We start from the raw sequence: 24,673 nt of genomic DNA on the forward strand, positions 1-24,673 counted from the left end.
AGTACGACATGAGTGAAGCAAATATGCAGCCGACACTCCCTGAGGGGATTATTCAAATGGACGGCGTGCACAAGTGGTACGGCCAGTTTCATGTGCTCAAGGACATCAACATGAATGTGCAGCAGGGCGAACGCATCGTGCTGTGCGGGCCATCGGGCTCGGGCAAGTCGACGACCATTCGCTGCCTCAACCGGCTGGAGGAGCACCAGCAGGGGCGCATCATTGTGGATGGCACCGAGCTGACCCATGATCTCAAACAGATAGAAGCAGTGCGCCGCGAAGTGGGCATGGTGTTTCAGCATTTCAATCTGTTTCCACATCTGACGGTGCTGCAGAACTGCACATTGTCGCCCATGTGGGTGCGCAAGACGCCACGCCGTGAGGCGGAAGAAATGGCTATGCATTACCTGGAGCGCGTGCGTATTCCCGAGCAGGCACACAAGTTTCCCGGCCAGCTTTCCGGCGGCCAGCAGCAGCGAGTGGCCATCGCCCGGGCCCTGTGCATGCAGCCCAAGATCATGCTGTTTGACGAGCCGACCTCGGCGCTGGACCCTGAAATGGTGAAGGAGGTACTCGATACAATGATCGGGCTGGCAGAAGACGGCATGACCATGCTCTGCGTGACCCATGAGATGGGCTTTGCGCGCACAGTGGCCAACCGTGTGATCTTTATGGACAGGGGCGAAATTGTAGAGGAGGCCGAGCCCAACAAGTTCTTCAGCAACCCCGAAAACGAACGCACGCAATTATTTCTCAGTCAGATACTGCATTAATTGCGCGTGCTGCCGATAAGCTGAGCAGAGCGGTAGGAGCCGCTCCGTGAGCAGTGAGGGGTGAAGTCCGGCTGGCAGCATGCGGGTGGCTTCACTACACTCAGGGCTCGCTCAGCTGCCGGCGGTCAGGCAGGCAACCTAGATATTAATCCGGGAATATACCCGGAGCTTGAGGTAACAGGTTCAATGCCAGGGAAGCATTCAGCTCAGTCTCACAAACGAGACGCTCGCCCCGAATTCTGGGATCTATCCATGCGTTGCTGCCAGTTGGCCGGCGCCGTGGATGTGGCTTTTTTCTTTATTTTTCTTGTTCTTGGCTCGCCCATTCTGGCCTGGGTCAACGTCATCAGCGTCGCTATGTATGTCTACGCGTACCGTGCATTCCAACAACGCCGGAACGGTCTTGCCATCCTGCTTATTCGCATCGAGGTGTTGGTGCATGCGGGGCTTGGTACGGTACTGGTGGGCTGGGACAGCGGCTTTCATTACTTTTTGTTGATGTTCATCCCGGCGTTGTTTGTCAGCATGCACGCCCGCAGTGCCTGGGTTCTGGCCATTCTCCTGTGGATCTACTACGTCGCCCTGGATGTGCTGATGTGGTACGTGGAGCCGCTGCAGCCGATTTCCTCCAACGCTTTGCTGGGCGTGCATATTTTCAATCTGACGACCGTGTTTTTCATGTTCAGCTATCTGGCGCTGTATTACGTGATTACGGTTACGCGCGCGCACAAGCATCTCGCCCGAATGGCCACCACTGATTCGCTGACCAACCTGTTCAATCGACGGCATATGATTGCGCTGACAGAAAAGGAATTGGCGCGCCATCATCGGCGTCCGCGAAACCTTACGTTCATGCTGATGGATATTGATTTCTTCAAGCAGATCAACGATGACTATGGCCACGACACCGGTGACCGCGTGCTCAGCTGCGTAAGCCAATTGCTGCAGGAGTCGATGCGCGAGCAGGACTTTATTGGCCGCTGGGGTGGGGAGGAGTTTTTGGCAGTGTTGCCTGAGACCGACATGGATCAGGCTGCAGTAAGTGCCGAGCGTATTCGCAAAGCGGTCGAAGGCTTGGTGATTGAAAACGACGGCGCACGCATCAGTGTCACGCTGTCGATTGGTATTACACAGTACCGGGCAGAGGAGGCGTTGAGCAGTGCCATTGCCCGTGCCGACCACGCGCTTTATGCGGGCAAGTCGGCTGGGCGCAATCGGGTGGAGTTGGCGCTGGCCTAGTTGCGCTGACTGCGCAGGCGTACCAGTTTGCCGTCGATAAAGTGCAGGTAGCGGTACATGCCATTGTCTGGCCCGTAGACCCAGTCTTCTTCATTGACCGACCCGTCGGCCGGGAAGCCATCGGCCTCGATGTATTGCGGGGTCGCTTCGCGCTGATCGGGCTCGCCGCACTGCTGCAGTACCTGATCAATGCTGTCGCCTTCATCCACCAGACCGCCGGCGCAGCGCATGGCGGCGTGCAGGTGGGTGCAAAGCAGTGTCATCACTGTTGCCGCGCCCAGTGCGGTAAATCGCTTCAATAGTCTGTTCATCGTGCTTCCCGGCTGCTGCTCTCAGAGCAAGCTGTGCTTGCGTCAGTCTTGATCGAGCATGGGCCCGATCATCTCGGCGACCTGTTGGTATACGCCAGGGCAGGCCACCAGATAGGGGTTACCCTGCAACAGGCCGTCGCCACGCAGAAAATCATTGCTGCGTCCGCCGGCTTCTGCCACTAGTACCAGCCCGGCGACGCAGTCCCAACTTTTCAACAGGGTTTCATAGTAGCCCAGCAGCCTGCCGGCCGCGACGTAGGCGGTCATGAGCGCGCCTGAGCCATTGCGCAGAAACATGCCGCCCTCGGCCAGCAGTTGAGTGAGAAAGGGAATGAAATGTTCGGTACCGCGGGCGTAGAAGGTACCCACTCCAAGCAGACCCTCGCGCACGTGGGTCGCGGGGCTGACACACAATGGTTGATCGTTGACAAACGCGCCCAGGCCGAGCATGCCATGAAACAGCTCCTGGTGATTGGGGTCGGCGATGGCGCCGATGTGCGGTTCGCCATCAAGCAACATGCCGACTGACACACACCAGTTGTGCAGGCCGTTGACGAAACAGGCGGTACCGTCGATGGGGTCGACCACCCAGAGGCACCGGGCCTGCAGGTCTGTCGAGCCACTTTCCTCACCAAGAAACCCGTCTTCCGGAAAGGCCGCCTGCAGCTCGGCGCGGATAAAGTCTTCCAGTGCCCGGTCGGCGGCGCTGACCACATCACGGCGGTCGCCTGCCTTGTGCTCGATATCCAGGTCTTCGCGACCGAGGTAGTAAGCCAGGCCCCGTTCGGCGGCCTGTTGAGCCACGCGCTGGGCCAGCGCATAGCGCGCCGGTAAATCAATATCGGACGGGAGGGTGCTGGTCATGGGCTTATCCGCTGCAGGGTGAGAACGCGTGCAAGCCTACTCAAGATCGGCGCGAAAATTAAGTCCGGGTGGTAACAGAGCGCTTAGTGTCGAGGGTTGAGTGCCCCGTGACGCTGATTCAGCAACTGATCGCAGCGCAGGTTCAGCTTCAGGCTCGCCCAGTAGGGCCTGCTCAGTTCACGCTGGATATGCTCGCGGGTGAGGCCTATGTCGGCGAGCAGGTGCTCGTCGAGTTTCAGTAGGTGGTGATAATCGCGCCTTTGCTGGTGGTGCTTCAGCAGCAGGCTGAAGAGTGCAGATACAGTCATGGTCGGGTCTCCGGTTAGCGTGGAGAAATATTAAGAGAGACTTGTTTTTGCATACAGATACAGCAGAAAATTAAAAAATAGATACAGTACCGGTCGAATAGCCGCTGTATGCTGTTTTGATGCGCAATCTGTACTGATATTGGGTGGCCTTGTGGAGGTTGTCATGAAACGTTATGAAGAGGTCGCCGCTACCATCCGGCAGCGCATGGAGCACGGTTTGTACCGCGCTGGTGATCGTTTGCCGTCGATCCGTGAGCTGTGCGCAGAGTTTGCCGTGAGCATTTCCACTGTGCAGACCGCGTACGCCGGGCTGGAGGCAGAGCGGCTGATCGAGGCGCGTCCCAAATCGGGTTATTACGTGCTGCCGCGGTCAGCGCCGGCGGTGTTGCCCGGTGTCACGAGGCCTACCCAGCGCCCCTTGGATGTGTCGCAGTGGGATCACGTGCTGAACCTGGTAGGCGAGCCGGGCGACGAGCACGTAATTTCACTGGGTCGAGGTATTCCAGACGTGGAGGCCAAAACGTTGAAGCCGCTGTTTCAACAGCTGGCAGCCTTGCATCGCCGCGGTCACGCGGCGGGCCTAAAGTACGATTCACTGGCTGGCAGCCCGCAGCTGCGCGAGCAGCTGGCGCGCCTGGCCTCCAGTGCCGGCTGCCTGCTGCATCCAGACGACATTCTGATCACCACCGGTTGTCAGGAAGCGCTGTCGATCGCTATTCGCACTCTGACGGTACCGGGTGATGTGGTAGCGGTAGACTCGCCCAGCTTCTATGGCAGCATGCAGATTCTCAAGGCGCATCAGCTCAAGGCCATGGAGATCCCCACCGATCCGCAAACCGGCATCAGCTTGGAGGCTTTGGAACTGGCGCTGGAGCAGTGGCCCATCAAGGCCATACAAATCACGCCGACACACAACAACCCATTGGGCTATACCATGCCCGAGGCCCGCAAGCGCGAGCTGGTGGCCCTGGCGCAGCGCTTTGACGTGGCCATTATCGAAGATGACATCTACGGCGATCTGGCTTACCGCGCACCACGCCCGCGTACCCTGAAATCCTTTGACGATGACGGGCGTGTGTTGTTGTGCAGCTCCTTTTCGAAGACCCTGATTCCGTCGCTGCGAGTTGGCTGGATAGCGCCGGGGCGCTATCGTGACCAGGTCATGCACATGAAGTACGTCTCTACCGGTGCTTCGGCGACGCTGCCGCAACTGGCCGTCGCGGACTTTATTGCCCAGGGGCACTACGAGCGGCATCTGCGCCACGTGGTACGTCAGTACCAGCGCAATCTGGATGTGGTTTTGGGATGGGTGCAAGCGCTGTTTCCGCCGGGCACGGGTGTCAGCTACCCGCAGGGTGGCTTTCTGCTATGGGTCGAAGTGAAGGGGCTGGATTCAGTAAGGCTCAACGAGCGCCTGCTAGCTGCAGGTATTCAGATTGCGCCCGGCTCGCTGTTCTCCGCTTCGGGTAAGTACCGTGATTGCCTGCGTATCAACTATACCCAGGCCAGCGCACAGATGTATGAGGCGCTGGTAACGGTCAGCCGCGAAGTGGCCTTGATGCAAGCGGAGCAGGCAGCCGAGGCGGTTTGAGCCGCTCGGCTGCAGGGCTGGGGCTCAGGCTTGCTCGATATTGCAGGCAGGCTTGGTGGTAAAGGTTCGCGAGGTGTCTACTGGCCCCAGCTCATTCAGGGTGCGACGACCCAGCAGCACGGGATAGTGCATGTTGTTGCGATTGCGCAGGGAAAATTCCTCTTTGAGCATCTCATTGCCCACGCAGACTTCCATCTTCACCACCGGGCGCTCTTCCGAGCCGCCGGCGCCGCGGACCTTGAGATTGCGCTCAAGTGGACGCTCGAAGGTCGAGGCCACGGTTTCTTCGGTATTGATGTCTTGCAGCTCAACGCGAAAGCGCACCCAGTCTTCGCCGTTTTTCTCAAAGCGTTCGATGTCTTCGGCATGCATGGACGAGGTAAGAGCACCGGAATCGAGCTTGAACTTGACCGTCAGGTCTTCCGGCATGATGACGCCTTCTTCAACCCAGCCCAGTGGCTTGGCAGCGTCGGCGTAGCCAAGAGAGGATACGCTGAGCGTGGCGATAGCAATGGCAGGAACAAGCGATTTTTTCAGCAAATGGTGCATGTACGTCTCCTGTTGCGGCTGTTCAGTTCAGATTCATATGTTGAAATGGACTAATGCGCACGCGAAACGTTCACGAATTGCTTAAGCGGGCTATGAGCAAATGTTGCAGCCCCGCGTTTGAAAGCGGGGCCTGGTGTCACTGGGGAGAGAGCCGGTACAAGCCGTTGTCGATATCCGAACTGAAGTAGATGCTACCGTCGGTGGCCACCGCCACGCCGGTGGGGATGCCGGTGGGCGGCATGCCCGGGCCTGGCGCCAAGCCTATTGGCAAATCGCTGGCGATCACCACTTTGTCGCCGGTGGCCGGGTCTATGCGTAACAGTCGCTTGGTGGCGCCTTCGGCAACGATAAAATGGCCATCGGCGGTTTCAGACAGGCCCTCGGGCAGCTGCAGACCCTCAGCCAGGCGTTCAATCTTGCCGTCGGCGGGGTTCACGCGGGTGAGGAAACCGGCCATTTCTGTCAGGTAAATATGGCCATCACGGCCGCGGATCATCTGCACTGGCCCCTGCAGTCCGGTAGCCAGTTCTGCGCGTTGCTCAAGGCTCGCGCCGCTAAATCTGAGCAGCTTTCCACTACCCATTTGGCTCACCACGATGTCGCCATTATCCAGCTCCACCGCACCTGAAGGCGCATCCAGTCCGTGCAGCATCTGCAACGTGCTGTCATCACTGCGGCTGATGACCTGCAGGGTTCCGGTGGAAAAACTGGTCAGCAGCAGGCGCTCCTTGCCGAGGCTGACGCTGATGGGGTACTCCACATCCGAGCCGTGCGCACGGCGCAGGTCGGTCACCTTGCCGGTCGCGGTATCGACCTTGCGAAAGGCGAACACATCGGCCACATACAGGGTTTGGCCATCCTCGCTCAGGCTGATGCCGGCTGGCACCGCCAGCTCACCGCCGGTAATCAGGCGTACCTTGCCAGTAGCCGGGTTGACCTCCTGAATGCTGTTGTCGGCCATGTTGGATACGAAAATGCGATCCTGACTGTCGATGGCCAGGTTATCCAGCGAGCTGCTGAGCTTGGCAATATCCGTGGTTTCACCGCTGCTCAGGTCGATACGTTTGAGCAGGCCCTTGAGCGTATCCAGAGCATAGAGATTCCCCTTGGAGTCGAAGTTGGCCGCTGCCGGCGTGCCAAAACCGGTGGCCAAGGTTTCTACCCTGCCATCGGCCGGGTTGATCCGCACCACCTCGCCCTTGAACCATAGCGGGCCATACAGCCAGCCGTCCCGGCCCACTTCAAAACCGTTGAAGCCGCCAAGATCCTTGGCGATCAGGCGTGGCTGCTGCTTGCCGGTCGGATCGATCTCCCAGAGCGCGTCGCCGAGAAATACCTGGCTGGCATAGAGTTGGCCGGTCTCGTCATTAAAGTCGAGCGAGTTCATGCCCGGCAGATCGCTGGCCACCACGCGGATAGGGGCGTCGTCATTGTCACGGATCAGCAACTGACCGGCATAGAATCCGGTCCAGGCCAATTCCCCTTTGGGGCCAATGGCAATGTCGTCCGCCTGGCCTTGGTCCGGCCCGATGAAGGTGGTCACCTCGCCGGTATCGATATCCACCTGGTAAATGCTGTTGCCGACCACGCTGCCGGCCAGTAAACGGCCTTGCTGATCGACGGCCAGACCGTGCACGCCCTTGAAAGCAGAGGGTGCGACCAGAGCCTCTGGCGCCTGGTATTCGATCGCCATGCTGGCGCTGCTGAGGCTGACGAGGGTGGCCAGTGCAGCGGCCGGAAAGGGAGGCTTCATGCGAGATCCTGTTATTGTTGGTTTGTCTCGATTCTAGCCGGCCCGCGCCTGATTGCCCGTGGCATTGGCAAGGTTGATAGCAGGGGATAAGCGCCGGGGGCAGTGCGGGGTGGCCTGTCAGTCGAGCAGGCCACTGAAGGGCAGAAAGAGCACAGGCGCACCTGCTGCCACTGTGTGGCCGGCAGGAATCAATACCAGACCACTGCCCTGGCTGGCGCTGCTGAGCACGCCGGAACTTTGATTGCCGCTGAGTATTACCTGGCCATCCTGCAGGCCGGCGCGCAGGTATTCGTCCCGGGTGCCGGCGCGCGGCCAATCGAAACCGGCGGGCAGCTGAAAACTGACCGGTTCTACCCTGTTGCAGCCCAGGCGCGTGAGCAGATAGGGGCGTACCAGCAGCAAAAAAGTGACCAGTGTCGCAGCCGGGTTGCCGGGCAAGCCGAGCAGGGGGGTATCGGCAAAGCGGCCCAGGGTAAAGGGCTTGCCGGGTTTGATAGCGAGCTTCCAGAGTGCGACCTCGCCCTGTTCGCGAAGCACCTGCCCCAGGCAGTCGGCCTCACCGACCGAGACGCCGCCGGAGCTGATGATCAGGTCAGCCTGGTCAGCCAACGCGCGTAGCCGGCTACTGGTCAGCGCTGGGTCATCGGGCAGGATGCCGCCGTCGATGACCTGCTGCCCCAGACGTTGTAAAGCGCCAATCAGGGTGAAGCGATTGCTGTTGTAGATTTGACCGGGTTGCAGTGCCGCACCGGGCTCTACCAACTCGTCCCCGGTTGATACAACCGCAACACGAAGCGGCCTGCGCACGGCCACGCGGGCCAATCCGACCGAGGCAATTACGCCCAGATCCTGCGGCCGCAAGCGTAACCCGGCGGGCAGGACTTCACTTGCGCTGCGCACATCCTGGCCTTGTGGCCGCACGTTCTGGCCTGTCTTTACCGCCTGGGTCAGGCGCGCCAGGCCGCTTTCAGACAGTTCGACGTTTTCCTGCATTTCAACGCAATCGGCGCCTGCCGGCAGCGGCGCGCCGGTAAAAATACGTGCACAGGTACCGCTTTGCAGTGGGGCTGGCGCCATGCCAGCGGTGATGCGCTGGCTAACGACAAGACCCTGCTGCCTGGCCTGCTCGACGTCTGCGCTATTAAATGCGTAACCGTCCATGGCGCTGTTGTCCCAAGGCGGTACGTCATGCGCGGCGATGACTGGCGTGGCCAATACGTGGCCCAGCGCCTGCTCCAGCGGCAGGTTGTCGACAGCCTGAGCGGTGTGGCTGCGAGCGCTATTCAGCAGCTGTGCCAGCGCCTGATCCACCGGCATCAGACTCATGCGCGGCTATCGCACAGTTCAGCGTTGCCCAGGTGCTGCACGAAGTTGCAGGGCCGGGTACGCGCATCGAGCTGCTCTTGCAGGATCTTGGTCCAAGCGGTGCGGCAGGCGTTGGTTGAGCCTGGTACACAAACCACCAGGGTGCGGTTGGCCAGGCCAGCCAATGCGCGCGACTGCAGTGTGGAGGTGCCAATTTCCTGCCAAGAAATATGCCGGAACAGCTCGCCGAAACCATCCACCAGCTTGTCGAGCAGCGGCGTGATCGCCTCAGGTGTACTGTCGCGACCGGTAAAACCGGTGCCACCGGTAATCAGTACGACCTGCACGTCTGACCGCGCAATCCAGGCCGATAGCGTGGCACGAATCTGGTAGATGTCATCTGGTTGCAGCTGGCGGTCAGCCAGTTGATGGCCGGCCTCGATCAGGCTGTCGGTCAGCAGTTGACCGGAGGTGTCGGTGTCGAGTGTGCGGGTATCGCTAACGGTCAGAACGGCGATGGACAGGGGAGTGAAGGGCGCGTCTGGCTTGGCCATGCTGATTTCCTTGATACGGCTGTGCTGGCCATCGCAGGCTAGCTTGCGACGGTCAACTTTCTATTGGGCTGGGCCGGGTGTTATAACACACAGCTGTTGATTACCCGAGCCCTTAGCCATGCAGCAACGCTTTGTACCCACCTCGTTACTCTTGGCCGGCGGCCAGGGCAGCCGGCTGGGCGGGCGTGACAAGGGGTTGATGCCTTACGCCGGCAAGCCGGTTGCAGCGCACCTCAGCCACCTCTTGCGCAATCTGGGTGGTGAGCTGTTGATCAGTTGTAACCGCAACCAAGCTACCTACGAGCCATGGGCGGATCGTCTGGTAAGCGATGTGGCGCCCGATTTTCCCGGCCCGCTGGCCGGTATTATGGCCGGCCTGCAGGCGTGTCGCAGCTCGCACCTGCTGGTGCTGCCCTGCGATATGCCCAGGGTAGACCTGGCGCTGTTGCAGGGATTGTTGGCACAAGCGGAGGCGGCACCCGAGCGGCCTTGCATGGTGCGCGCCGGAGAGCGCTGGCAACCGTTGTTGTGCGTTATTCCGCGCGCGCTGTTGCCGCAGTTGGAGGCAGCCTGGCAGCAAGGCCAGCGCAGCCCATTGCGCTGGTTGCTGGCGCAGCAGGCCAGGGTGCTCGATTTATCCGCGGATGATCCCAGGCTGCACAACGGCAATAGTCCGCAGGATTGGGAAACGCGCTAACTGTCGGAAAACGGTCATCTTTTTGCCGCATCCCCCCTTGTGCGATAGCACCAATTAGGTAAAATGCCGCCTGTTAACGGAGTGTAGCGCAGCCTGGTAGCGCGTCTCGTTCGGGACGAGAAGGTCGCTGGTTCGAATCCAGTCTCTCCGACCACATTCAGTCAGCATTGATCAGCTCAATGCTGGCCAGCAAAAAGCCCGCATTCGCGGGCTTTTTGCTTTCTCGGTTTTCCTGCTTCCTTCCTACGCCAGCATGGCTTTTCCTGTCGAGTCCTACGCTGGCGGTGGGTATTGGCGCTTAGTCGGCTGCCTGTTGCATTTGCTGGTGGTTTTCGAAGAACTCATGCAGCCGTTCGCTGCCATTCTCGGCCTGCGCCAGGGTGCAGGTCAGCGCGGAAAGCGACAGCATGAGGGCGATAGCAAATTTCATGGGCGAATCCTCTTACAGTGATTGCGGTGGCGACTGCCGCCGCTTGACCTGTACAGGATATGAGTGCGCTGCCAACCCCGGCATGACGCCAGGATTACAAAGCTGTCATTTGCCGGTCGTGGGCGTTGCCTTTGGGAAATGCAGCTCGAAGGTCACGCCCGATGCGGTATTGGCCACGCTGGCACCGCCGCCGTGCAGGTGCATGATTGCCTCGACGATGGACAGGCCCAACCCGCCACTGTCGCCGGGCTGGCTGCGCGAAGGGTCAGCGCGGTAAAAGCGTTCGAATAGCAGTGGCAGGTGTTCCGCTGCGATGCCCTTGCCCTGATTGTGCACGCTGAGGTGGATATGCGTGGCATCCTCGCGGCTGGCAAGGGTGATGACGCTGTCAGGATCGGCATGGCGTAGCGCATTGGCAATCAGGTTGGCCAGGGCGCGGGTGAGCAGCTCGGGCTCTACTGTCAACTGGCCTGCGCACTGGTTGCACAGCGTAAGCTGCTGCTCCTCGGCCATGCCTTCGAAGTACTCGCATAGCCGGGCTACCGCGCTGTGCAGGTCTGTCGGTTGTAGCGCCAGTTGCTGCCGTGGGTGCACGCAGCGGGCCAGAAACAGCAGGCTGTCGATCATCCGGGTCAGACGCTCGAACTCTTCCAGGTTGGATTCCAGCAAGGCCTCGTATTGGTCTGCCGAGCGTGACTGGCTGAGCGACTGCTGGGTCTGGCCGACAAGGTTGTTGAGCGGGGTGCGCATTTCGTGCGCCAGATCGCCAGAGAAGCGCGACAGTTGCTCAAAGCCGTCTTCGAGCCGCTGCAGGGTTTGATTGAAACTGCCAACCAGTGTGTCCAGCTCGCTGTAGCCCAGGGTGGCGTCCAGGCGCAGGTGCAAATGTTCGCTGTCGATTGCCGCTGCCTGTTGCGCCAGCCGACGCAGGGGGCGCAGGCCGCGCTGGCTGATCCAGAAGCCCAAGCAGAAAATCAGCAGGCTGCCTGCGCCGAGCACGGTGATCAGGTTTGAGCGGTAGGCGGCGAGCATCATTTGCTGCTCGGAGAGCAAGTGGCCGGCGGTCAGGGTCAGCGATCGCTGATTTACGCTGATCTGCTGTGTGGCCAGCCGGTAGCGCTCAGCCGGGTCCTGATAGAACGTCGGTTTTGCCGTCGCCGGCAGGCGCGGCAGATCAAGGTTGGCAGGGTTGATGCTGACCAGGGTACGGCCAGCGCTGTCATGTACCCATAGGAAGTGCTGGGTATTGCCCAGCATGTTGGCGTACAGCTCGGGCCGATCGGTCGGCGCGCCCAGATCGGGGCTGTTTTCAAGCAGCAGTTGTACGCGCTCAAGCCGCCCCAGCAGGGCCTGATCGTCGCGCCAGGCGATTTCCCGCTGCAGCGATTGGTAGAGGTACAGGCCAACGCTGCCCAACAGCGCGCTGCTGACCAGGGCGAAGGTCAGACCCAGGCGCAGGCTCAGCGACTGCAGTAGCGCTCTCATGCGGACTGATCCAGTTTGTAGCCCATGCCCCTGACGGTGTGGATCAGCTTGCGCTGAAAGGGGTCGTCGAGCTTGGCGCGCAAGCGCCGGATGGCCACGTCGACCACATTGGTATCACTGTCGAAGTTGATGTTCCATACCTCAGAGGCGATGCGCGTGCGCGACATGACCTCGCCGACATGGCTGATCAGCAGCTGCAGCAGCGCGAATTCCTTGTTGGTCAGCACAATGCGTTGGCCAGCCCGGTTCACTTGCCTGCGCAGCACGTCCACCTCCAGATCATCCAGCCGGTAATGCTCCAGCTCGCGCAGGGGGGCACGGCGCAGCAGGCTACGCACACGGGCCAGCAATTCGGCGTAGGAGAAGGGCTTGACCAAGTAATCGTCGGCACCCAGTTCGAGCCCCTTGACCCTATCTTCAATACTGTCACGGGCGGTGAGAAACAGCACCGGGGTCTGGCCGCGCAAGCGGATCAACTTGATCAATTGCCAGCCATCCATCCCCGGCAGCATGACATCCAGGATGATGAGATCGAAGGTCTCCTCTTCGATCAGATGGCGTGCGTCCAGCCCCTCCAGGGCAACAGCAACCTGATAGCCCGACTCGCTCAAACCCTTGCGCAAGTACTCTGCGGCCTTGCGTTCGTCTTCTACTACCAGAATGCGCATTTCTTTCCTCTCCCAGCCATGCCGCCAGAGTAGAGCGAAAGCGGCAGGCTGCCCATTACAAATACGTAATGCAGCTGCAATGCCGCTGACGCTTGCGCCCCGGCATCCTGCACCGGTGCTGCAACAGATCGGCACGGATCCCCTTTTCAAACAACGCAGGAGACTTCCATGCGGCATCGATTGTCACTTTTCACTTTGCTCCTTGGCAGCCTGGCGGCAGGTGCTGTGCAGGCTGGCACTGAGGGTGTGGTTGCGCGCCAGGATTTGACCCTGGCGCTGGGTAACCAATTGACGCAAGCCACGCTGAGCGCTTGCCATGCGCAGGACCGCAGCGCGGTAGTGGCGGTGGTCGATCGCTCAGGTCAGTTAGTGGCGCTGCAGCGTGACGACAATGTGGGCCCGCACAACACCCTGGCGGCGCAACGCAAGGCATTCACGGCCCTCTCCACCAAGACGGCCACCAGCGAGCTCGCCAAGCGTGCGCAGGGCGATGCCAGCTCAGCGAATCTCAATACCCTGGACGAGCTGCTGCTGCTCGGTGGCGGCCTGCCGATTGTAGTCGACGGGCAGGTGGTCGGCGCGCTGGGGGTGGCCGGAGCCGGCGGCTCCAGTATTGATGAAAGTTGCGCCCAAAGCGCGATTGATCAGGTACTTCAACCCACCAAGTAAGGAGTCAAAATGGCATCTGTTTATCGCTGGACCTTCGCGCTACTCCTCAGCTGCATGGCCGGCAGCGCGCTGGCTGCAGGTAATCCACTCAGTGTGCATGTGCTGAATCTGCAAGACGGTCTGCCGTCGCCGGATGTGCGCGTGACCCTGGAACAGCTCAAGGGCGATGGTTGGCACGCCCTGAATGAGTCCGTCACCAACGAGCAGGGCCGTATTACAGCGCTCTTTCCACCGGGGCGGGCGCTGGAGAGCGGCACTTATAAGGTCACCTTCAAGACCGGCGACTGGTTTGCCACGCACAAGACGCAAACCTTCTTTCCCGAAGTACCGGTGATCTTCAACGTCGATGGAGGCGTGGAGCACTACCATATACCGCTGCTGTTGAGCCCCTACGGTTATTCGACCTACCGTGGCAACTGAGCCTGCGCAAGGGCTCAGGTAAGCACCCGAGAGCCAGAAACAACAAAGCCCGCTTTTGCGGGCTTTGTTGCTCGGTGCGGGGCAGTTCAGAGCTGGCCTTCCATCTCCTCATCCAGCTCCTCGGCCAGAAAGCCGCCGGACTGTCGGGCCCACAGCTTGGCATAGAGGCCACCGCGGGCGACCAGCTCGGCATGACTACCATCTTCGATGATACGGCCCTGATCCATCACGATCAGCCGGTCCATCTCGGCGATGGTCGACAGCCGGTGGGCAATTGCAATGACGGTCTTGCCTTGCATCAGCTTGTTCAGGTTCTCCTGAATGGCGGCTTCCACTTCCGAGTCGAGCGCCGAGGTAGCCTCGTCCAGAATCAGGATGGGCGCATCCTTGAGCATCACCCGTGCGATGGCGATACGTTGGCGCTGACCACCCGAAAGCTTGACCCCACGCTCACCCACATGGGCATCGAAGCCACGCCGGCCCTTGGCGTCCTCCAGTTCCGGAATAAACGCGTCGGCCTCGGCGCCGCGGGCGGCGTTGAGCAACAATTGCTCATCGGCGTCGGGCCGACCGTAGAGGATGTTGTCGCGCACCGAGCGGTGCAGCAGCGAGGTATCCTGGGTGACCATGCCGATGTGCGCGCGCAGGCTGTCTTGCTGCACCTCGGCAATGTTCTGGCCATCGATGGTCACGCGGCCAGACTCCACGTCGTAGAAACGTAACAGCAGATTGACCAGGGTTGATTTGCCGGCCCCGGAGCGCCCGACCAGACCGATCTTCTCACCGGGTTTGATGCACAGGTTGAGGTCGGCCATTACCCCGTGGCCCTTGCCGTAGTGAAAGTGCACCTGCTCGAAGCGGATCTCGCCCCGGCTGACCTGCAACGGCTTGGCATCAGGTACATCGTTGACCAGTTGCGGACGTGAGATGGAGTTGATGCCGTCCTGTACGGTGCCGATGTTTTCGAACAGGGCCGACAGCTCCCACATGATCCACTGCGACATGCCCCACAGGCGCAACACCAGGCCGGCCGCGACCGCCACGGCGCCCACTGTCACCGCGCCTTGTACCCAAAGCCAGATGGCCAGGCCAGTCACGCCCAGCAGCAACAGGGCATTGAGCAGATAGAGCAGGCTGTAAAGCTGAGTGACCAGGCGCATCTGGCGGTGCACCGTGACCATGAACTCGTCCATCCCCTCGCGAGCGTAGGTTGACTCACGCTTGGCGTGGGAGAAGAGTTTGACGGTCTGGATGTTGGTATAGCTGTCGACGATGCGCCCGGTCATCAGTGAGCGCGCGTCGGCCTGCACCTTGGCCACCTCGCCGAGGATCGGAATGAAGTAGCGCATCAGCAGAATGTAGCCAGCCAGCCAGCCGAGCATCGGCAGGGTCAGGCGCCAGTCTGCCAGGCCAACCAATAGCAGGGTGCCGAGGAAGTAGACAATGATGTAGTTGAGCACATCAATCAGCTTGATTACGCATTCACGCACTGCCAGGGCCGTCTGCATCAGCTTGGTAGCGATGCGCCCGGCAAACTCATCCTGATAGAAGGCCATCGACTGCTTGAGCAGGTAGCGGTGCACCATCCAGCGAATACGCATCGGGTAATTGCCCATCAGCGTCTGGTGCGTGAGCAACGAGTTGCTGAAGATCAGCAGCGGCAGGGCAATCAACACCACAAAGGCCATGCCCGCCAGCTTCCAGCGCTCGGTTTGCAGAAAGGTCTCGCGGTTCTGCTCGCTCAGCCAGTCGACAATGCTGCCCAGAAAGCCGAACAGCCAGACCTCGGTAATGGCAATGCCGGCCATCAGAATCGATGCCAGAATCAGGTAGGGCCAGGCGCCCTTGGTGTAGTGCAGACAGAACGCCAGCAGCGTGCGCGGCGGCTCTGTGGGTTCTTCGGCAGGGAAGGGGTTCAGGCGATTTTCAAACCAGCGAAACATGCGAAGGGCCTGTGGCAAAGAGGAGCAGGCCGTGCATTATGAGGCCGGCATCTGCCCTCCTCAAGGAAAGTTTGGAGCACGGCGCTGCACAGGGAGCCCGCGCCGACTATCGTCGGCAGCGGGGGCGGTTTGGTCGGCCAATGTGGGTTTGCGCCCGGCCACGCCGGGCAAAGGCCTTAGGCATTTTGCTTCTCGCGCTGCAGTAAACGTTGGTCATACCCCAGCGCGATAATGGCCAAGGCGCCCAGTGCCAACCCGGTGGCGCAGGTGGCGCTCCAGCCGCCCAGACTCCAGGCCAGAGCACCCAGTGCAGACCCGCTGGCTGCGCCAATGAAATAGCCGGTCATGTAGACCGCATTGACGCGCGCCTTGGCATGCGGCGCCAATTGGTAGATGACGCTCTGGTTGCTGATATGCACCGCCGGCAGCGCGATATCCAGCAACAGCAGGGGGAGTAGAAACCACCAGAGGTTGCCGGTACCCAGATAAAGTCCCAGCCAGCCAAGCAGGAGCAAGGCGAGCGCGATAGCGCTAACCTGCTGGCCGCGGCCACGGTCGGCAAGGTGGCCGACCAGGCTGGCGGTAATTACGCCACTGACCCCCAGCAGGCCGACCAGACCGATCTGGCTGTCGCTCAAGCCGTAGGCGGGGCCGGACAGCAGCAGCGCCATACTGGAAAACAGCACACTGACCGAGCCGAATACCAGGCCGCCGAGCAGGGCACGGCTGCGCAGCCTTGGATGGGCGACAGTCAGGCTGGCCAGCGAGCGCAGTGTTGCCGCGTAGCTTGCCGGGGCTTGGGTGCGTGAGCGAGGCAGCAGGGCCCAGAGCAGGGCGGCGAGCAGCAGCATGAGCACCGCGGTGATGCGGTAGACGCTGGTCCAGCCGGCTACCTCCGAGAGCAGGCCGGCAACGGCGCGTGCCAGCAAAATACCCGCCAGTAAGCCGCTCATGACCAAACCCACCGCGCGGCCGCTGCGGGCAGGGTCGGACAGATTGGCCGCCATGGGTACCAGAATCTGTGCGGCGACCGAGAACAGGCCGGTAACCAGTGTGCCGACCACCAACATGCTGAAGTTCTGCGCATAACCGCTGACCAGCAAGCCCAAGGTGGCGAGTAGCATCAAGCCAACGACCAGGCCACGCTGTTCAAACTTGTCGCCCAACGGCACCAGCAACAGCAGGCCCAGCGCATAGGCAACCTGCGACAGTGTCACGGTGGTGGCAGCCAGACCTTCGCTGATCGACAGTGACTGGGCGATGGAATGCAGCAATGGCTGATTGAAATAGTTGGCGCCTGCGCACAGACCGGTGGCGGTCGCCATGAGCAGCAAGGTAGCGGTAGACAGGTAGGTTTTCATCCCGGCCGTCTCGGTCAGTCTCTCGGCTGAGCTCATGCTGCGCCTCCGGTGGGCTGGCCGGCGCCGATGCAGGCTGTGGCATCTATTTCGATCAGCATGCCGTCCAGTGCCAGCCGCGGCACGGGAATCAAGGTGCAGGCTGGCGCGGGGCTGCCCGCCCAGGCTGCGCGCAGCGCGGCGCTGATCAGGCTGAGGCGGGTCTCGTCGTGATCGACTACCAGTACGGTCAGTTTGGTGACTTGTTGCAGGGTGGCGTCACCCGCCGCGAGGGCAATACGCAGGTTTTGCAGGCAGCGTTGCAATTGGGCCGCAAAATCGGGCGCCAGACTGCCGTGCTCATCTTCACCGCCCTGACCGGCAACAAACAACCAGCGCACGTTGGGCGGAGCGATTACCAGATGTGAATAGCTGTTGGGAGTGGGGTCGTACAGTGCCGGCGGGTTGATCGCAGTAGGCAGGGCGACGTTGAGCGTTTGGGTCATGGCCGTGTGGTCCTGAATGTTGTGGAACAGCAGGGCGCACTCTAAAATCTCAACTTAACTTGAGGTCAAGACTATTTTTTCGAGGTGCGTTGGCAATGACAGAAACGGCTGAAAAGTCAGGTGAAGCTTCTAGCATAGGGGTGGGTGAAGCCGCAGTGCGCAGTGGTCTGGCGGTTTCAACGTTGCACTTCTACGAGACCAAGGGTTTGATTCGCGCTTTTCGCACGGCAGGAAATCAGCGTCGTTATCCGCGTTCGGTATTGCGTCGGTTGGCGGTCATCAAGGTGGCGCAGCGGGTGGGGGTCTCACTCAACGAGATAGCCGAGGCGCTGCAGGCCCTGCCGGCTGAGCGCACGCCCGGTTTACGCGACTGGCGGCGCCTGTCGAAGCACTGGCAACACTCGCTGGACGAGCGTATCCGCGCGTTAACGCAGTTGCGTGATCAACTGGATGGCTGCATTGGTTGTGGGTGTCTGTCACTCAAGGCCTGCCCGCTACGCAATGCGGATGACGAGTTGGCAGAGGTGGGCCCGGGGCCGCACTTTCGGGAATGAACCGCTTTGCGGCAGGTGGCCGAAGTTGGTGTGCGCTGGCAATGATCGAAAGGGGGATTGCGCTGACGATCGGGCCACGCGAGTTGCTCCCGTGGCCCGGCGTTGTTACTGATCCAGCGCCTGCAGCAGCAGGTCAGCCAGCACACGAGAACCGGCGGCGGTGGGGTGAATCCCGTCGCTGGTGATGTATTGCGCTTCCTTGCCGGCAAAGGCGGCGCGTACGTCGACAAATTTCACGTTCATGCCGGGATAGGCGGCGGCCTTGTAGTTCATGCTGTAGTTGTTGATCTCACGCAGCTCTTCAGCACCGCCGGTGGCGTTGTAGTAGCCCAGGAAGATGATCTCTTCGATGCCGTCATCGCGCATGTCGGCCACCAGGGCGGCAATCTTGTCTTCCAGTTCATTCAGCAGCGGCATGCAGCGGGTTAGAGACGGACGGCAGCTGTTCAGCTGAATGTCGTTGCCGCCGCCGTTGAAGATCACGGTCTTGATGCCGGTTTTGCTGGCGCGAGCATACTGACGCTCCACCGAGTAGAGGCGCGAGCAAAGTACGTTGCCGCCACTGAGCTGACAGCCTGAGCGGGCGTAGGTACCGATATTCTCGTCCAGGTCGGCCTCCAGGTATTCATGAATGTCACCGGACAGGGCGAAGATGGAATCGCCGAGGATCATGGTATCCGGGCTGCTGGAGCCTGGATTGGTGGCCTGGGCTGCGCCGCTGAACAGGGTGGCGAGGGCAACGGCCGCCAGGCCGTTCTTGACGAGTTTGTTGAGTGCAAACATGGCATTTTCCTTGTGTTTGTTGTGGGGTGCCTATGCCTTGTGGAGCGCTGCCGCAGGGTCGCTTGCGGCGCGCGATGAGACATAACTGCCTATTGGCTCGCCAATAGTAGTTTTGTGAAAATTTGTTACAAGCACCCAAACAGGCGAGTTGGCGTGCGGTGGCGCTCGTTATGGCGCGGCGTTGGGCGGCCGGTTCAGCCTCTGTTGATGCACTCATTTAGCGCATGGCGCGAACTGCGGTTAGACTCCAGGCTGATCAAACAAAAACAAGAAGGCAGGGCGCTCCCGGGGCGTCGAGGCAGAAAGCTATGGCGCAGGATCTGTTTCTCTACGAAAACATCAGTGAGCAACTGAGCTCCCACATTCGCAATGGTAGCTACAGGCCGGGCGAACGCCTGCCATCGGTACGCGCACTGAGCAAGCTGTTTGGCGTCAGCATCAACACGGTAATTCAGTCGTTACGCAAGCTGGAGCTGGACGGCTACGTGGAGATACGTGAACGTTCGGGGGCGTTTGTCTGTGATGCCTTGCCGACGAAGCTAACCGGGCAGACGGTGGCCCACTTTCCGCTGCTGCCGGTCGATGTTTCCCTCAGCGAAGACATTCTGCGTTACATGGAGCCGCACACCAGTGCGGGTACCTTGCATCTGGGTATCGCTCTGCCTGCGGCAGAACTGATGCCGGTGGCGCGCATCATGCGTCTGTACCGCGAGCTGACGCGGCGACAGCCGCAGGTAGTCTGGGACTATTCACACCCCAATGGGGTAGATCGCTTTGCCCGCCAGCTATCGCACCGCAGCCTCATTCATGAGGTGCCGCTTGCCGAGCATGACATTCTGGTCACCAATGGTTGCATGGAGGCCATCGAGCTGGCCCTGCGCACCGTGACCCGGCGTGGCGATGTGGTGGCGGTTGAAACGCCGACCTATTACGGCTCGCTGCTGGCGCTCGAAGTGCTGCAGCGGCGCGCGCTGGAAATTCCCACACATTATCGCGATGGGCTTTGTCTGTACTCACTTGAGCAGGCGTTCAAGCGCGGGCAGGTCAAGGCTTGCCTGGTGTCCTGCAATGCGCAGAATCCCTTGGGGTTCTGCCTGTCGGCTGAACGCAAGCGCAAGTTGGTAGAGCTTGCCACGCGCTATCAGGTGCCCCTGATCGAAAACGATATCTGGGGCGATACCGTATACAGCGGCGACAGCCTGCCGGCCAAGGCCTTTGATGCAGAAGGTATGGTTATTTATTGCAGCTCCTTCTCCAAGTCACTGATGCCGGGACTGCGTTTGGGCTGGGTGGCAGCGGGTCGCTTCCATGGACGACTGCGCGAGTTGAAACAGATCAGCAGCATTACCACCGCCGCTGCACCGCAACTGCTGGTGGGGCGGTTGATGGAAAGCGGCGCCTATGCCCAGCACCTGCAGCAACTGCGAGGCCGGCTACAAGCTCAAGTGCGGGCGATGATCGAGATTGTACGGCAGAGTTTTCCGCCCGGAACCCAGGTGCACGAGCCTCAGGGTGGCTGCGTATTGTGGGTGCGCCTGCCGGATAAGCGGGATGCACGGAAGCTGTTTGAGTGTGCGCTTGAGGGCGGGATTCATGTGTTTCCCGGTAGCGTTTTCTCGGCGGGCGCAAACCATTACGACTTTCTCAGACTTAACGCCGGCAGCCCGCTGACCCCAGAGATCGAGGCCAAGCTGCGCCGCCTGGGTGAGTTGGCAGGCCTGATCCAGAGCAGCTGAAAATCTGTGCCAGTGTAAAACAGCCATCTGTGCCTGTTTTGCCAGAACGCCGCTGCCTAGGATGACGCGGCGCAGTAATCAGAAGTGATTACCACAATAAGAAGCCCATTGGATAAGAGGGATCTGTGATGGATATTCGAACAAGACTGGCACCTGCCTTTGCAATCAGCTTGATGACCCTGGCGCTCGGCGGTTGCCTGAGCGATGGAGGCGGATCGGATTCGGATAGCTCGAACCGGCCTGATCTGCGGCTCGGCGTGCTCTCCAGTGCGCCTGACCAAGTTACCGGCAGCGATGTATTGCTGACCGTGGAGGGCGATATCGAGCTGATCAACGCGGAGTTGGATAACCTCGAAATCTGGTTGAATAACACCGAGATAGAGCCCGCGCGCATGCTGCAGCGCAATGGTCGGTTGGAAGTTCTGCTGGACGGGCTGGAGCCCGGTGATAACCAGCTGGAGTTGCACCACAGTCAACACGGTGAGCTCTACAGCATGACGCTCACCAGTTACCCCGAGACCGGCCCGGTCTTCTCTGGCCCTCAGCAGTACCCCTTCGTGTGTACCGTGGATACTGAACTGGGCATCCAGCCGTTGGTGGACAGTCAGGAGGAGGGCTATCCCGTTTATGAGGGCGAGAGTGTTGTCGGTTACAGCCGCGACTGCACCATCGAGCCGCGTGTCGATTTTCTCTATCGCACTACCGGCAATAATTATGCCCCGCTACCCGCTGATGGCAGCCGACCGGCCGACATGGCCACCACGACCCTGACCGATGGGCGCGTGGTGGATTTTGTCGTCCGCCGCGAGGTGGGCACCCTGAACCGCTTTATCTACAGCTTCGCAACGCTGGCCACGCGCGGCGACGCCACAGACGCCAACAGCACCGCCAACTGGAATGGCCGGCTGCTCTATCACTTCGAAGGCGGCGTTGCCATTGGCCACACCCAGGGCAAGCTGAGTGGCGCGGCGCTGACGCCGGAAGTGCTCGGGAAGGGGTACGCGGTTATCTACTCCACCGGTACCCGAGCCAACACCCACTACAATTTGCAGGTTGGGGGTGAAACCGCATTGATGGTCAAGGAGCACTTCGTCAAGCGCTTTGGCGTGCCCGATTACACGGTCGCCATTGGCGGCTCGGGTGGCGCCATCCAGCAATACGTTTACTCGCAGAACCACCCTGGTCTGATTGACGCCGGCGTGCCGCAATATTCCTATCCGGATATGGTCACCCAGACCATTCACGTAGGCGATTGTGAGTTGTTGGAGCACTACATGGATGCCACCGACCGCAGCAATACCCGCTGGCAAACCACAGCCAATCGCAGCCTGCTAGTCGGCATGAATGCCACCGACGCCTACGCCGACCCGCTGTATGACACCAAGATCGCACTGGGTTACTCCAGTGCGCCGGGGATGAGCGAGTGCATCCCGGCATGGCGCGGTCTGACCCCGCTGACCATGAACCCGCATTATGGCCAGGTCACCAATCAGGAAAAAATGTACCCGCCGGGCATCATGAACACCGTGCAGTGGACGCATTTTGATGACCTGCGCAATGTCTACGGTGTGGATGACGACGGCCAGCCACGCACCCTGTTCGACAACGTTGGCGTGCAGTATGGGCTGCGGTCGCTGCGCCGTGGTGACATCACCACCAGCGAGTTTCTCAAGCTGAATCGATTGATCGGGGGCTGGAAGCAGCCTAGTGAAATGGTCCAGGAGGGCGCGCCCTTCCTGCCGCCCAACACTCCGGAGAACTTCGATCCCTGGAGCCGTCGCAATATGAATCTGAGCCCGGATGGTATCGCGCCAGCGCCCCGTACCGAGGGTGACCTGCTGGCGATCAACGCGGCCTACGAGCAGGGCATCGTGTTTGACGGGCAGCTGAATATCCCGGTAATCGACTGGCGGCATTATCTGGAAGAAGTGCTGGATATGCACAACAGTCATCAGTCCTTCTCTGCACGTCAGCGTGTGCTGAACAAGATGGGCAACGCCGACAATCAGGTCATCTGGTTTACCGATACGCGCCCGACCGATACCAGCGATCCGGCGCGGCCGCGCGCCCGGAAAGACTTTGATCAGACCTGGCAGGCATTGGAAGTGCTGGATGAATGGCTGGCCAATATCCGCGAGAATCCGGAACTGAGTATTGGCGAAAATCGGCCCGATGGCGCGGTGGACAGTTGCTTCAATACAGACGGTAGCCTGATTGCTGAGGGTGACAATGTCTGGAACGGCATCATTGATGACCAGCCAGCCGGTGCCTGTACGGACGCCTTCCCGACGTACACCACCTCGCGGATGGTCGCTGGTGGCCCTATTGAGGGCAGCGTCTTCAAGTGTGCGCTCAAGCCGGTGAGTACCGCCGTGAGTGACGGTACCTATGGCAGCTGGGTGCCGTCCTCTGAGGAGTTGGCTGAGCTGAATGCCATCTTCCCTGAGGGTGTATGCGATTACAGTAAACCGGATCAGGGTAGACCTGCCGACTGACGTAGCCTAACCGGATAGGCGTACCCTGCGCCTATCCTGAACTGAAAGAGTACTCGGTCTTCCCGCTGTGACGCGCTGCGTTGCTGGGAGGGCCGGGTTCCATCCCGGCCAGCGATGCTGCATTGGCGCTGATGGTCGCGGCAGAGCTCCATCTTCCCAGCCCTACGTGCCGCCCCCTCCAAGACACAGCTGCAATTTCGTTCAATACAGGTGAAGAGATACAGGCCAGCATGCCGACCTCGGCGCTGAAACGCGCACGGTGGAGAATGTGCATGTTGACCCTGATAGCTTCGATGTTGGCCTTTTCTCTGGTGGGGTCCATTGCCCCGGGCCCGGTGTGCGTTGTCGCTGTTGCCGCTGGTGCGCAGGCGGGTTTGCTGCGGGCTTGTCGCTATGTGCTGGGCGCCTCGCTGGGTTATGCCCTGATGGTGTTGCTGGTGGGGGTAGGTCTGCTGGGTGGCCTGCAGGGGCAACCTTTGGTGCTGGAGATGTTGAGCTGGTTGGGCGCAATCTACCTGCTGTACCTGGCGTGGCGGCTGGCTACCGCACGGGTCGAGTTACTTGGCAACCACGCGGCGGCTCAGGTGCCGGGTTTCTGGGCCGGCGCCCTGGCCCAGTGGCTCAACCCCAAGGCCTGGCTGTTTTCCACCGCGGGCATAGGCCTGTTCGTCAGCGGCAGTGCGGCCGACGAGCAGGCGCTGCTGTTGTTCTGTATTCTGTCGCTGCTGATGTGTCTGCTGGGCGTGGGGAGCTGGGCCTTGGCGGGGCATCTGATGGGGCTGCACTTGCCGGGGGGCGCGGCCATGCGCTGTTTCAATCGGTGTATGGCGCTGCTGCTGGTGGGCAGCGTGGCATTGATTCTGCTGCATTGATCAAGAGGTAGGTATGCGCGAGAACCCATCCCAATTCCTGCAACGCAGCCCGGCTTTGCCCTTGGTCGAGCTGCGTCAGGCCGACCGATCCAGCGCCTGCTATCAGCAGCATACTCACGATGAATTTTCTTTCGGCGTGATTGATCAGGGTCATACGCTGTACCGCAATCGGGGCCAGGCGCTAAGCATTGGTGTCGGCAGTGTGGTCACGGTCAATCCCGGTGAGGTGCACTCGTGCAATCCGGCGGCGGGGCTTTGGTCTTACCGCATGCTATTTGTCAACGCGCACTGGCTGGGCGAGTTGCAGCGCGAGATGTGCGGCGGTCACCTGGATTATCAGTGCTTCCCTACTGTCACCAGCGAACAGCCCGGCGTTCGCGCGCGATTTGATCAGTTGTTTTTCAGCTTGCTAGCGGTAGATGCCACGCTGGCAGCGGAAACGGCGCTGGTCGAGATAGTGCAGCCGCTGTTCAGTCACCAGCCACCTGCCGAGCCGGTGCGGCATCCGGGAGTGTTGCAGGCGCGGGATCTGATCATGGATCAGCTGGATGCCAACCTGCAGCTGGAGACGCTGGCGCAGGTGGCGGGGCTGAATCGCTATCAACTTATACGCAGTTTCAAGCGTGAGTTCGGCCAGGCGCCACATGCCTGCCAGCTGGATGCACGGATCAAGCGGGCGCGCGCGCAGTTGCAGCGCGGAGAGTGCAGCCTGAATGGCCTGGCGCTCGATCTGGGGTTTGCCGATCAGGCGCATTTCCAGCGCCATTTCAAGCTGCGTACGGCGCTGACGCCCGGCCAATACCGGGCGTTTTATCGGGCGGCCTGAAGCCG

25 protein-coding genes and 1 tRNA gene are annotated in these 24,673 nt (G+C 60.6%); 12 read left to right on the forward strand and 14 right to left on the reverse strand.

The annotated features are described in order from the left end of the window. Positions 1 to 8: 8 nt before the first annotated feature. Together V7747_RS02675 and V7747_RS02680 are read left to right on the forward strand one after the other, a co-directional pair. A complete protein-coding gene (locus V7747_RS02675; RefSeq protein ID WP_335614521.1) occupies positions 9 to 773 on the forward strand; it encodes an amino acid ABC transporter ATP-binding protein in 765 nt (254 codons plus the stop codon). Between the two features lie 252 nt (positions 774 to 1,025). After that, the gene (locus V7747_RS02680; RefSeq protein ID WP_335614522.1) at positions 1,026 to 2,012 is read left to right on the forward strand and encodes a GGDEF domain-containing protein; all 987 of its coding nucleotides are present in this window, start codon (positions 1,026 to 1,028) and stop codon (positions 2,010 to 2,012) included. Here V7747_RS02680 and V7747_RS02685 read toward each other — a convergent pair. The 3 genes from V7747_RS02685 to V7747_RS02695 form a co-directional block, all read right to left on the reverse strand. Beyond that, the gene (locus V7747_RS02685) at positions 2,009 to 2,323 is read right to left on the reverse strand and encodes a DUF2845 domain-containing protein (protein WP_335614523.1); all 315 of its coding nucleotides are present in this window, start codon (positions 2,321 to 2,323) and stop codon (positions 2,009 to 2,011) included. The genes V7747_RS02680 and V7747_RS02685 overlap by 4 nt on opposite strands. A 42-nt stretch (positions 2,324 to 2,365) precedes the next feature. Next, positions 2,366 to 3,187 carry an inositol monophosphatase family protein gene (locus V7747_RS02690; protein WP_335614524.1) on the reverse strand — a complete coding sequence of 274 codons (822 nt, stop codon included), beginning with the start codon at positions 3,185 to 3,187 and terminating at the stop codon, positions 2,366 to 2,368. Between the two features lie 83 nt (positions 3,188 to 3,270). Further along, complete coding sequence (locus V7747_RS02695) at positions 3,271 to 3,495, reverse strand: DUF1127 domain-containing protein (RefSeq protein WP_335614525.1); 225 nt, start codon at positions 3,493 to 3,495, stop codon at positions 3,271 to 3,273. Between the two features lie 163 nt (positions 3,496 to 3,658). Between V7747_RS02695 and V7747_RS02700 the strand changes: the two genes are divergently transcribed. Further along, positions 3,659 to 5,086, forward strand: a complete 1,428-nt coding sequence (locus tag V7747_RS02700; protein WP_335614526.1) for an aminotransferase-like domain-containing protein — start codon at positions 3,659 to 3,661, stop codon at positions 5,084 to 5,086. Positions 5,087 to 5,110: 24 nt separating this feature from the next. On the opposite strand, the gene rloA3 is transcribed toward V7747_RS02700, so the two are convergent. From rloA3 to moaB, 4 genes are all read right to left on the reverse strand, one after another. Then, complete coding sequence (rloA3, locus tag V7747_RS02705; RefSeq protein WP_442909170.1) at positions 5,111 to 5,635, reverse strand: retropepsin-like aspartic peptidase RloA3; 525 nt, start codon at positions 5,633 to 5,635, stop codon at positions 5,111 to 5,113. Between the two features lie 136 nt (positions 5,636 to 5,771). Further along, the gene (locus V7747_RS02710; protein ID WP_335614527.1) at positions 5,772 to 7,388 is read right to left on the reverse strand and encodes a Vgb family protein; all 1,617 of its coding nucleotides are present in this window, start codon (positions 7,386 to 7,388) and stop codon (positions 5,772 to 5,774) included. 117 nt (positions 7,389 to 7,505) lie between these two features. Continuing rightward, a complete protein-coding gene (locus V7747_RS02715) occupies positions 7,506 to 8,714 on the reverse strand; it encodes a molybdopterin molybdotransferase MoeA (RefSeq protein ID WP_335614528.1) in 1,209 nt (402 codons plus the stop codon). Next, positions 8,711 to 9,247 (reverse strand): molybdenum cofactor biosynthesis protein B, encoded by a 537-nt coding sequence (gene moaB / locus V7747_RS02720; protein WP_335614529.1) that lies wholly within the window; start codon positions 9,245 to 9,247, stop codon positions 8,711 to 8,713. The genes V7747_RS02715 and moaB overlap by 4 nt, the downstream gene beginning before the upstream one ends. Before the next feature lie 118 nt (positions 9,248 to 9,365). Between moaB and mobA the strand changes: the two genes are divergently transcribed. Together mobA and V7747_RS02730 are read left to right on the forward strand one after the other, a co-directional pair. Further along, positions 9,366 to 9,944 carry a molybdenum cofactor guanylyltransferase MobA gene (gene mobA, locus V7747_RS02725; RefSeq protein ID WP_335614530.1) on the forward strand — a complete coding sequence of 193 codons (579 nt, stop codon included), beginning with the start codon at positions 9,366 to 9,368 and terminating at the stop codon, positions 9,942 to 9,944. A gap of 77 nt (positions 9,945 to 10,021) precedes the next feature. Next, positions 10,022 to 10,098 (forward strand) — tRNA-Pro (locus tag V7747_RS02730). A gap of 144 nt (positions 10,099 to 10,242) precedes the next feature. Here V7747_RS02730 and V7747_RS02735 read toward each other — a convergent pair. The 3 genes from V7747_RS02735 to V7747_RS02745 all read right to left on the reverse strand — a co-directional run bounded on the left by V7747_RS02735 (position 10,243) and on the right by V7747_RS02745 (position 12,527). Further along, positions 10,243 to 10,374, reverse strand: a complete 132-nt coding sequence (locus tag V7747_RS02735) for a hypothetical protein (RefSeq protein ID WP_335614531.1) — start codon at positions 10,372 to 10,374, stop codon at positions 10,243 to 10,245. Positions 10,375 to 10,479: 105 nt separating this feature from the next. Next, the gene (locus V7747_RS02740) at positions 10,480 to 11,859 is read right to left on the reverse strand and encodes a heavy metal sensor histidine kinase (protein WP_335614532.1); all 1,380 of its coding nucleotides are present in this window, start codon (positions 11,857 to 11,859) and stop codon (positions 10,480 to 10,482) included. Beyond that, positions 11,856 to 12,527, reverse strand: coding sequence for a heavy metal response regulator transcription factor (locus V7747_RS02745; RefSeq protein WP_335614533.1), 672 nt, complete (start codon positions 12,525 to 12,527; stop codon positions 11,856 to 11,858). Before V7747_RS02745 ends, V7747_RS02740 begins: the two co-directional genes overlap by 4 nt. Before the next feature lie 168 nt (positions 12,528 to 12,695). On the opposite strand from V7747_RS02745, the gene V7747_RS02750 reads away from it, so the two are divergent. Together V7747_RS02750 and uraH are read left to right on the forward strand one after the other, a co-directional pair. Next, positions 12,696 to 13,196, forward strand: a complete 501-nt coding sequence (locus V7747_RS02750) for a GlcG/HbpS family heme-binding protein (RefSeq protein WP_335614534.1) — start codon at positions 12,696 to 12,698, stop codon at positions 13,194 to 13,196. A gap of 9 nt (positions 13,197 to 13,205) precedes the next feature. Beyond that, positions 13,206 to 13,616, forward strand: a complete 411-nt coding sequence (uraH, locus tag V7747_RS02755; protein WP_335614535.1) for a hydroxyisourate hydrolase — start codon at positions 13,206 to 13,208, stop codon at positions 13,614 to 13,616. An 86-nt stretch (positions 13,617 to 13,702) separates the two neighbouring features. Here uraH and V7747_RS02760 read toward each other — a convergent pair whose 3' ends face one another. The 3 genes from V7747_RS02760 to V7747_RS02770 all read right to left on the reverse strand — a co-directional run bounded on the left by V7747_RS02760 (position 13,703) and on the right by V7747_RS02770 (position 17,402). Further along, positions 13,703 to 15,559, reverse strand: a complete 1,857-nt coding sequence (locus V7747_RS02760; protein WP_335614536.1) for an ABC transporter ATP-binding protein — start codon at positions 15,557 to 15,559, stop codon at positions 13,703 to 13,705. Positions 15,560 to 15,735: 176 nt separating this feature from the next. Next, positions 15,736 to 16,956 (reverse strand): MFS transporter, encoded by a 1,221-nt coding sequence (locus V7747_RS02765; RefSeq protein WP_335614537.1) that lies wholly within the window; start codon positions 16,954 to 16,956, stop codon positions 15,736 to 15,738. After that, positions 16,953 to 17,402 carry a RidA family protein gene (locus tag V7747_RS02770; protein WP_335614538.1) on the reverse strand — a complete coding sequence of 150 codons (450 nt, stop codon included), beginning with the start codon at positions 17,400 to 17,402 and terminating at the stop codon, positions 16,953 to 16,955. Before V7747_RS02770 ends, V7747_RS02765 begins: the two co-directional genes overlap by 4 nt. Before the next feature lie 95 nt (positions 17,403 to 17,497). Between V7747_RS02770 and soxR the strand changes: the two genes are divergently transcribed. Next, positions 17,498 to 17,956 (forward strand): redox-sensitive transcriptional activator SoxR, encoded by a 459-nt coding sequence (soxR, locus tag V7747_RS02775; RefSeq protein ID WP_335614539.1) that lies wholly within the window; start codon positions 17,498 to 17,500, stop codon positions 17,954 to 17,956. 105 nt (positions 17,957 to 18,061) lie between these two features. On the opposite strand, the gene V7747_RS02780 is transcribed toward soxR, so the two are convergent. Beyond that, the gene (locus V7747_RS02780) at positions 18,062 to 18,739 is read right to left on the reverse strand and encodes an SGNH/GDSL hydrolase family protein (protein ID WP_335614540.1); all 678 of its coding nucleotides are present in this window, start codon (positions 18,737 to 18,739) and stop codon (positions 18,062 to 18,064) included. 308 nt (positions 18,740 to 19,047) lie between these two features. On the opposite strand from V7747_RS02780, the gene V7747_RS02785 reads away from it, so the two are divergent. The 4 genes from V7747_RS02785 (at position 19,048) to V7747_RS02800 (ending at position 24,668) form a co-directional block, all read left to right on the forward strand. Continuing rightward, entirely contained in the window at positions 19,048 to 20,475 is a 1,428-nt protein-coding gene (locus tag V7747_RS02785; protein ID WP_335614541.1) for an aminotransferase-like domain-containing protein, read from the forward strand. A 128-nt stretch (positions 20,476 to 20,603) separates the two neighbouring features. Further along, complete coding sequence (locus tag V7747_RS02790; RefSeq protein WP_335614542.1) at positions 20,604 to 22,970, forward strand: DUF6351 family protein; 2,367 nt, start codon at positions 20,604 to 20,606, stop codon at positions 22,968 to 22,970. A gap of 272 nt (positions 22,971 to 23,242) precedes the next feature. Further along, positions 23,243 to 23,842 carry a LysE family translocator gene (locus V7747_RS02795; RefSeq protein WP_335614543.1) on the forward strand — a complete coding sequence of 200 codons (600 nt, stop codon included), beginning with the start codon at positions 23,243 to 23,245 and terminating at the stop codon, positions 23,840 to 23,842. A 13-nt stretch (positions 23,843 to 23,855) separates the two neighbouring features. After that, the gene (locus V7747_RS02800; protein ID WP_335614544.1) at positions 23,856 to 24,668 is read left to right on the forward strand and encodes an AraC family transcriptional regulator; all 813 of its coding nucleotides are present in this window, start codon (positions 23,856 to 23,858) and stop codon (positions 24,666 to 24,668) included. Positions 24,669 to 24,673 lie beyond the last annotated feature (5 nt).

It is taken from the genome of Halopseudomonas sp. (assembly GCF_036960865.1).
Classification (GTDB): Bacteria; Pseudomonadota; Gammaproteobacteria; order Pseudomonadales; family Pseudomonadaceae; genus Halopseudomonas.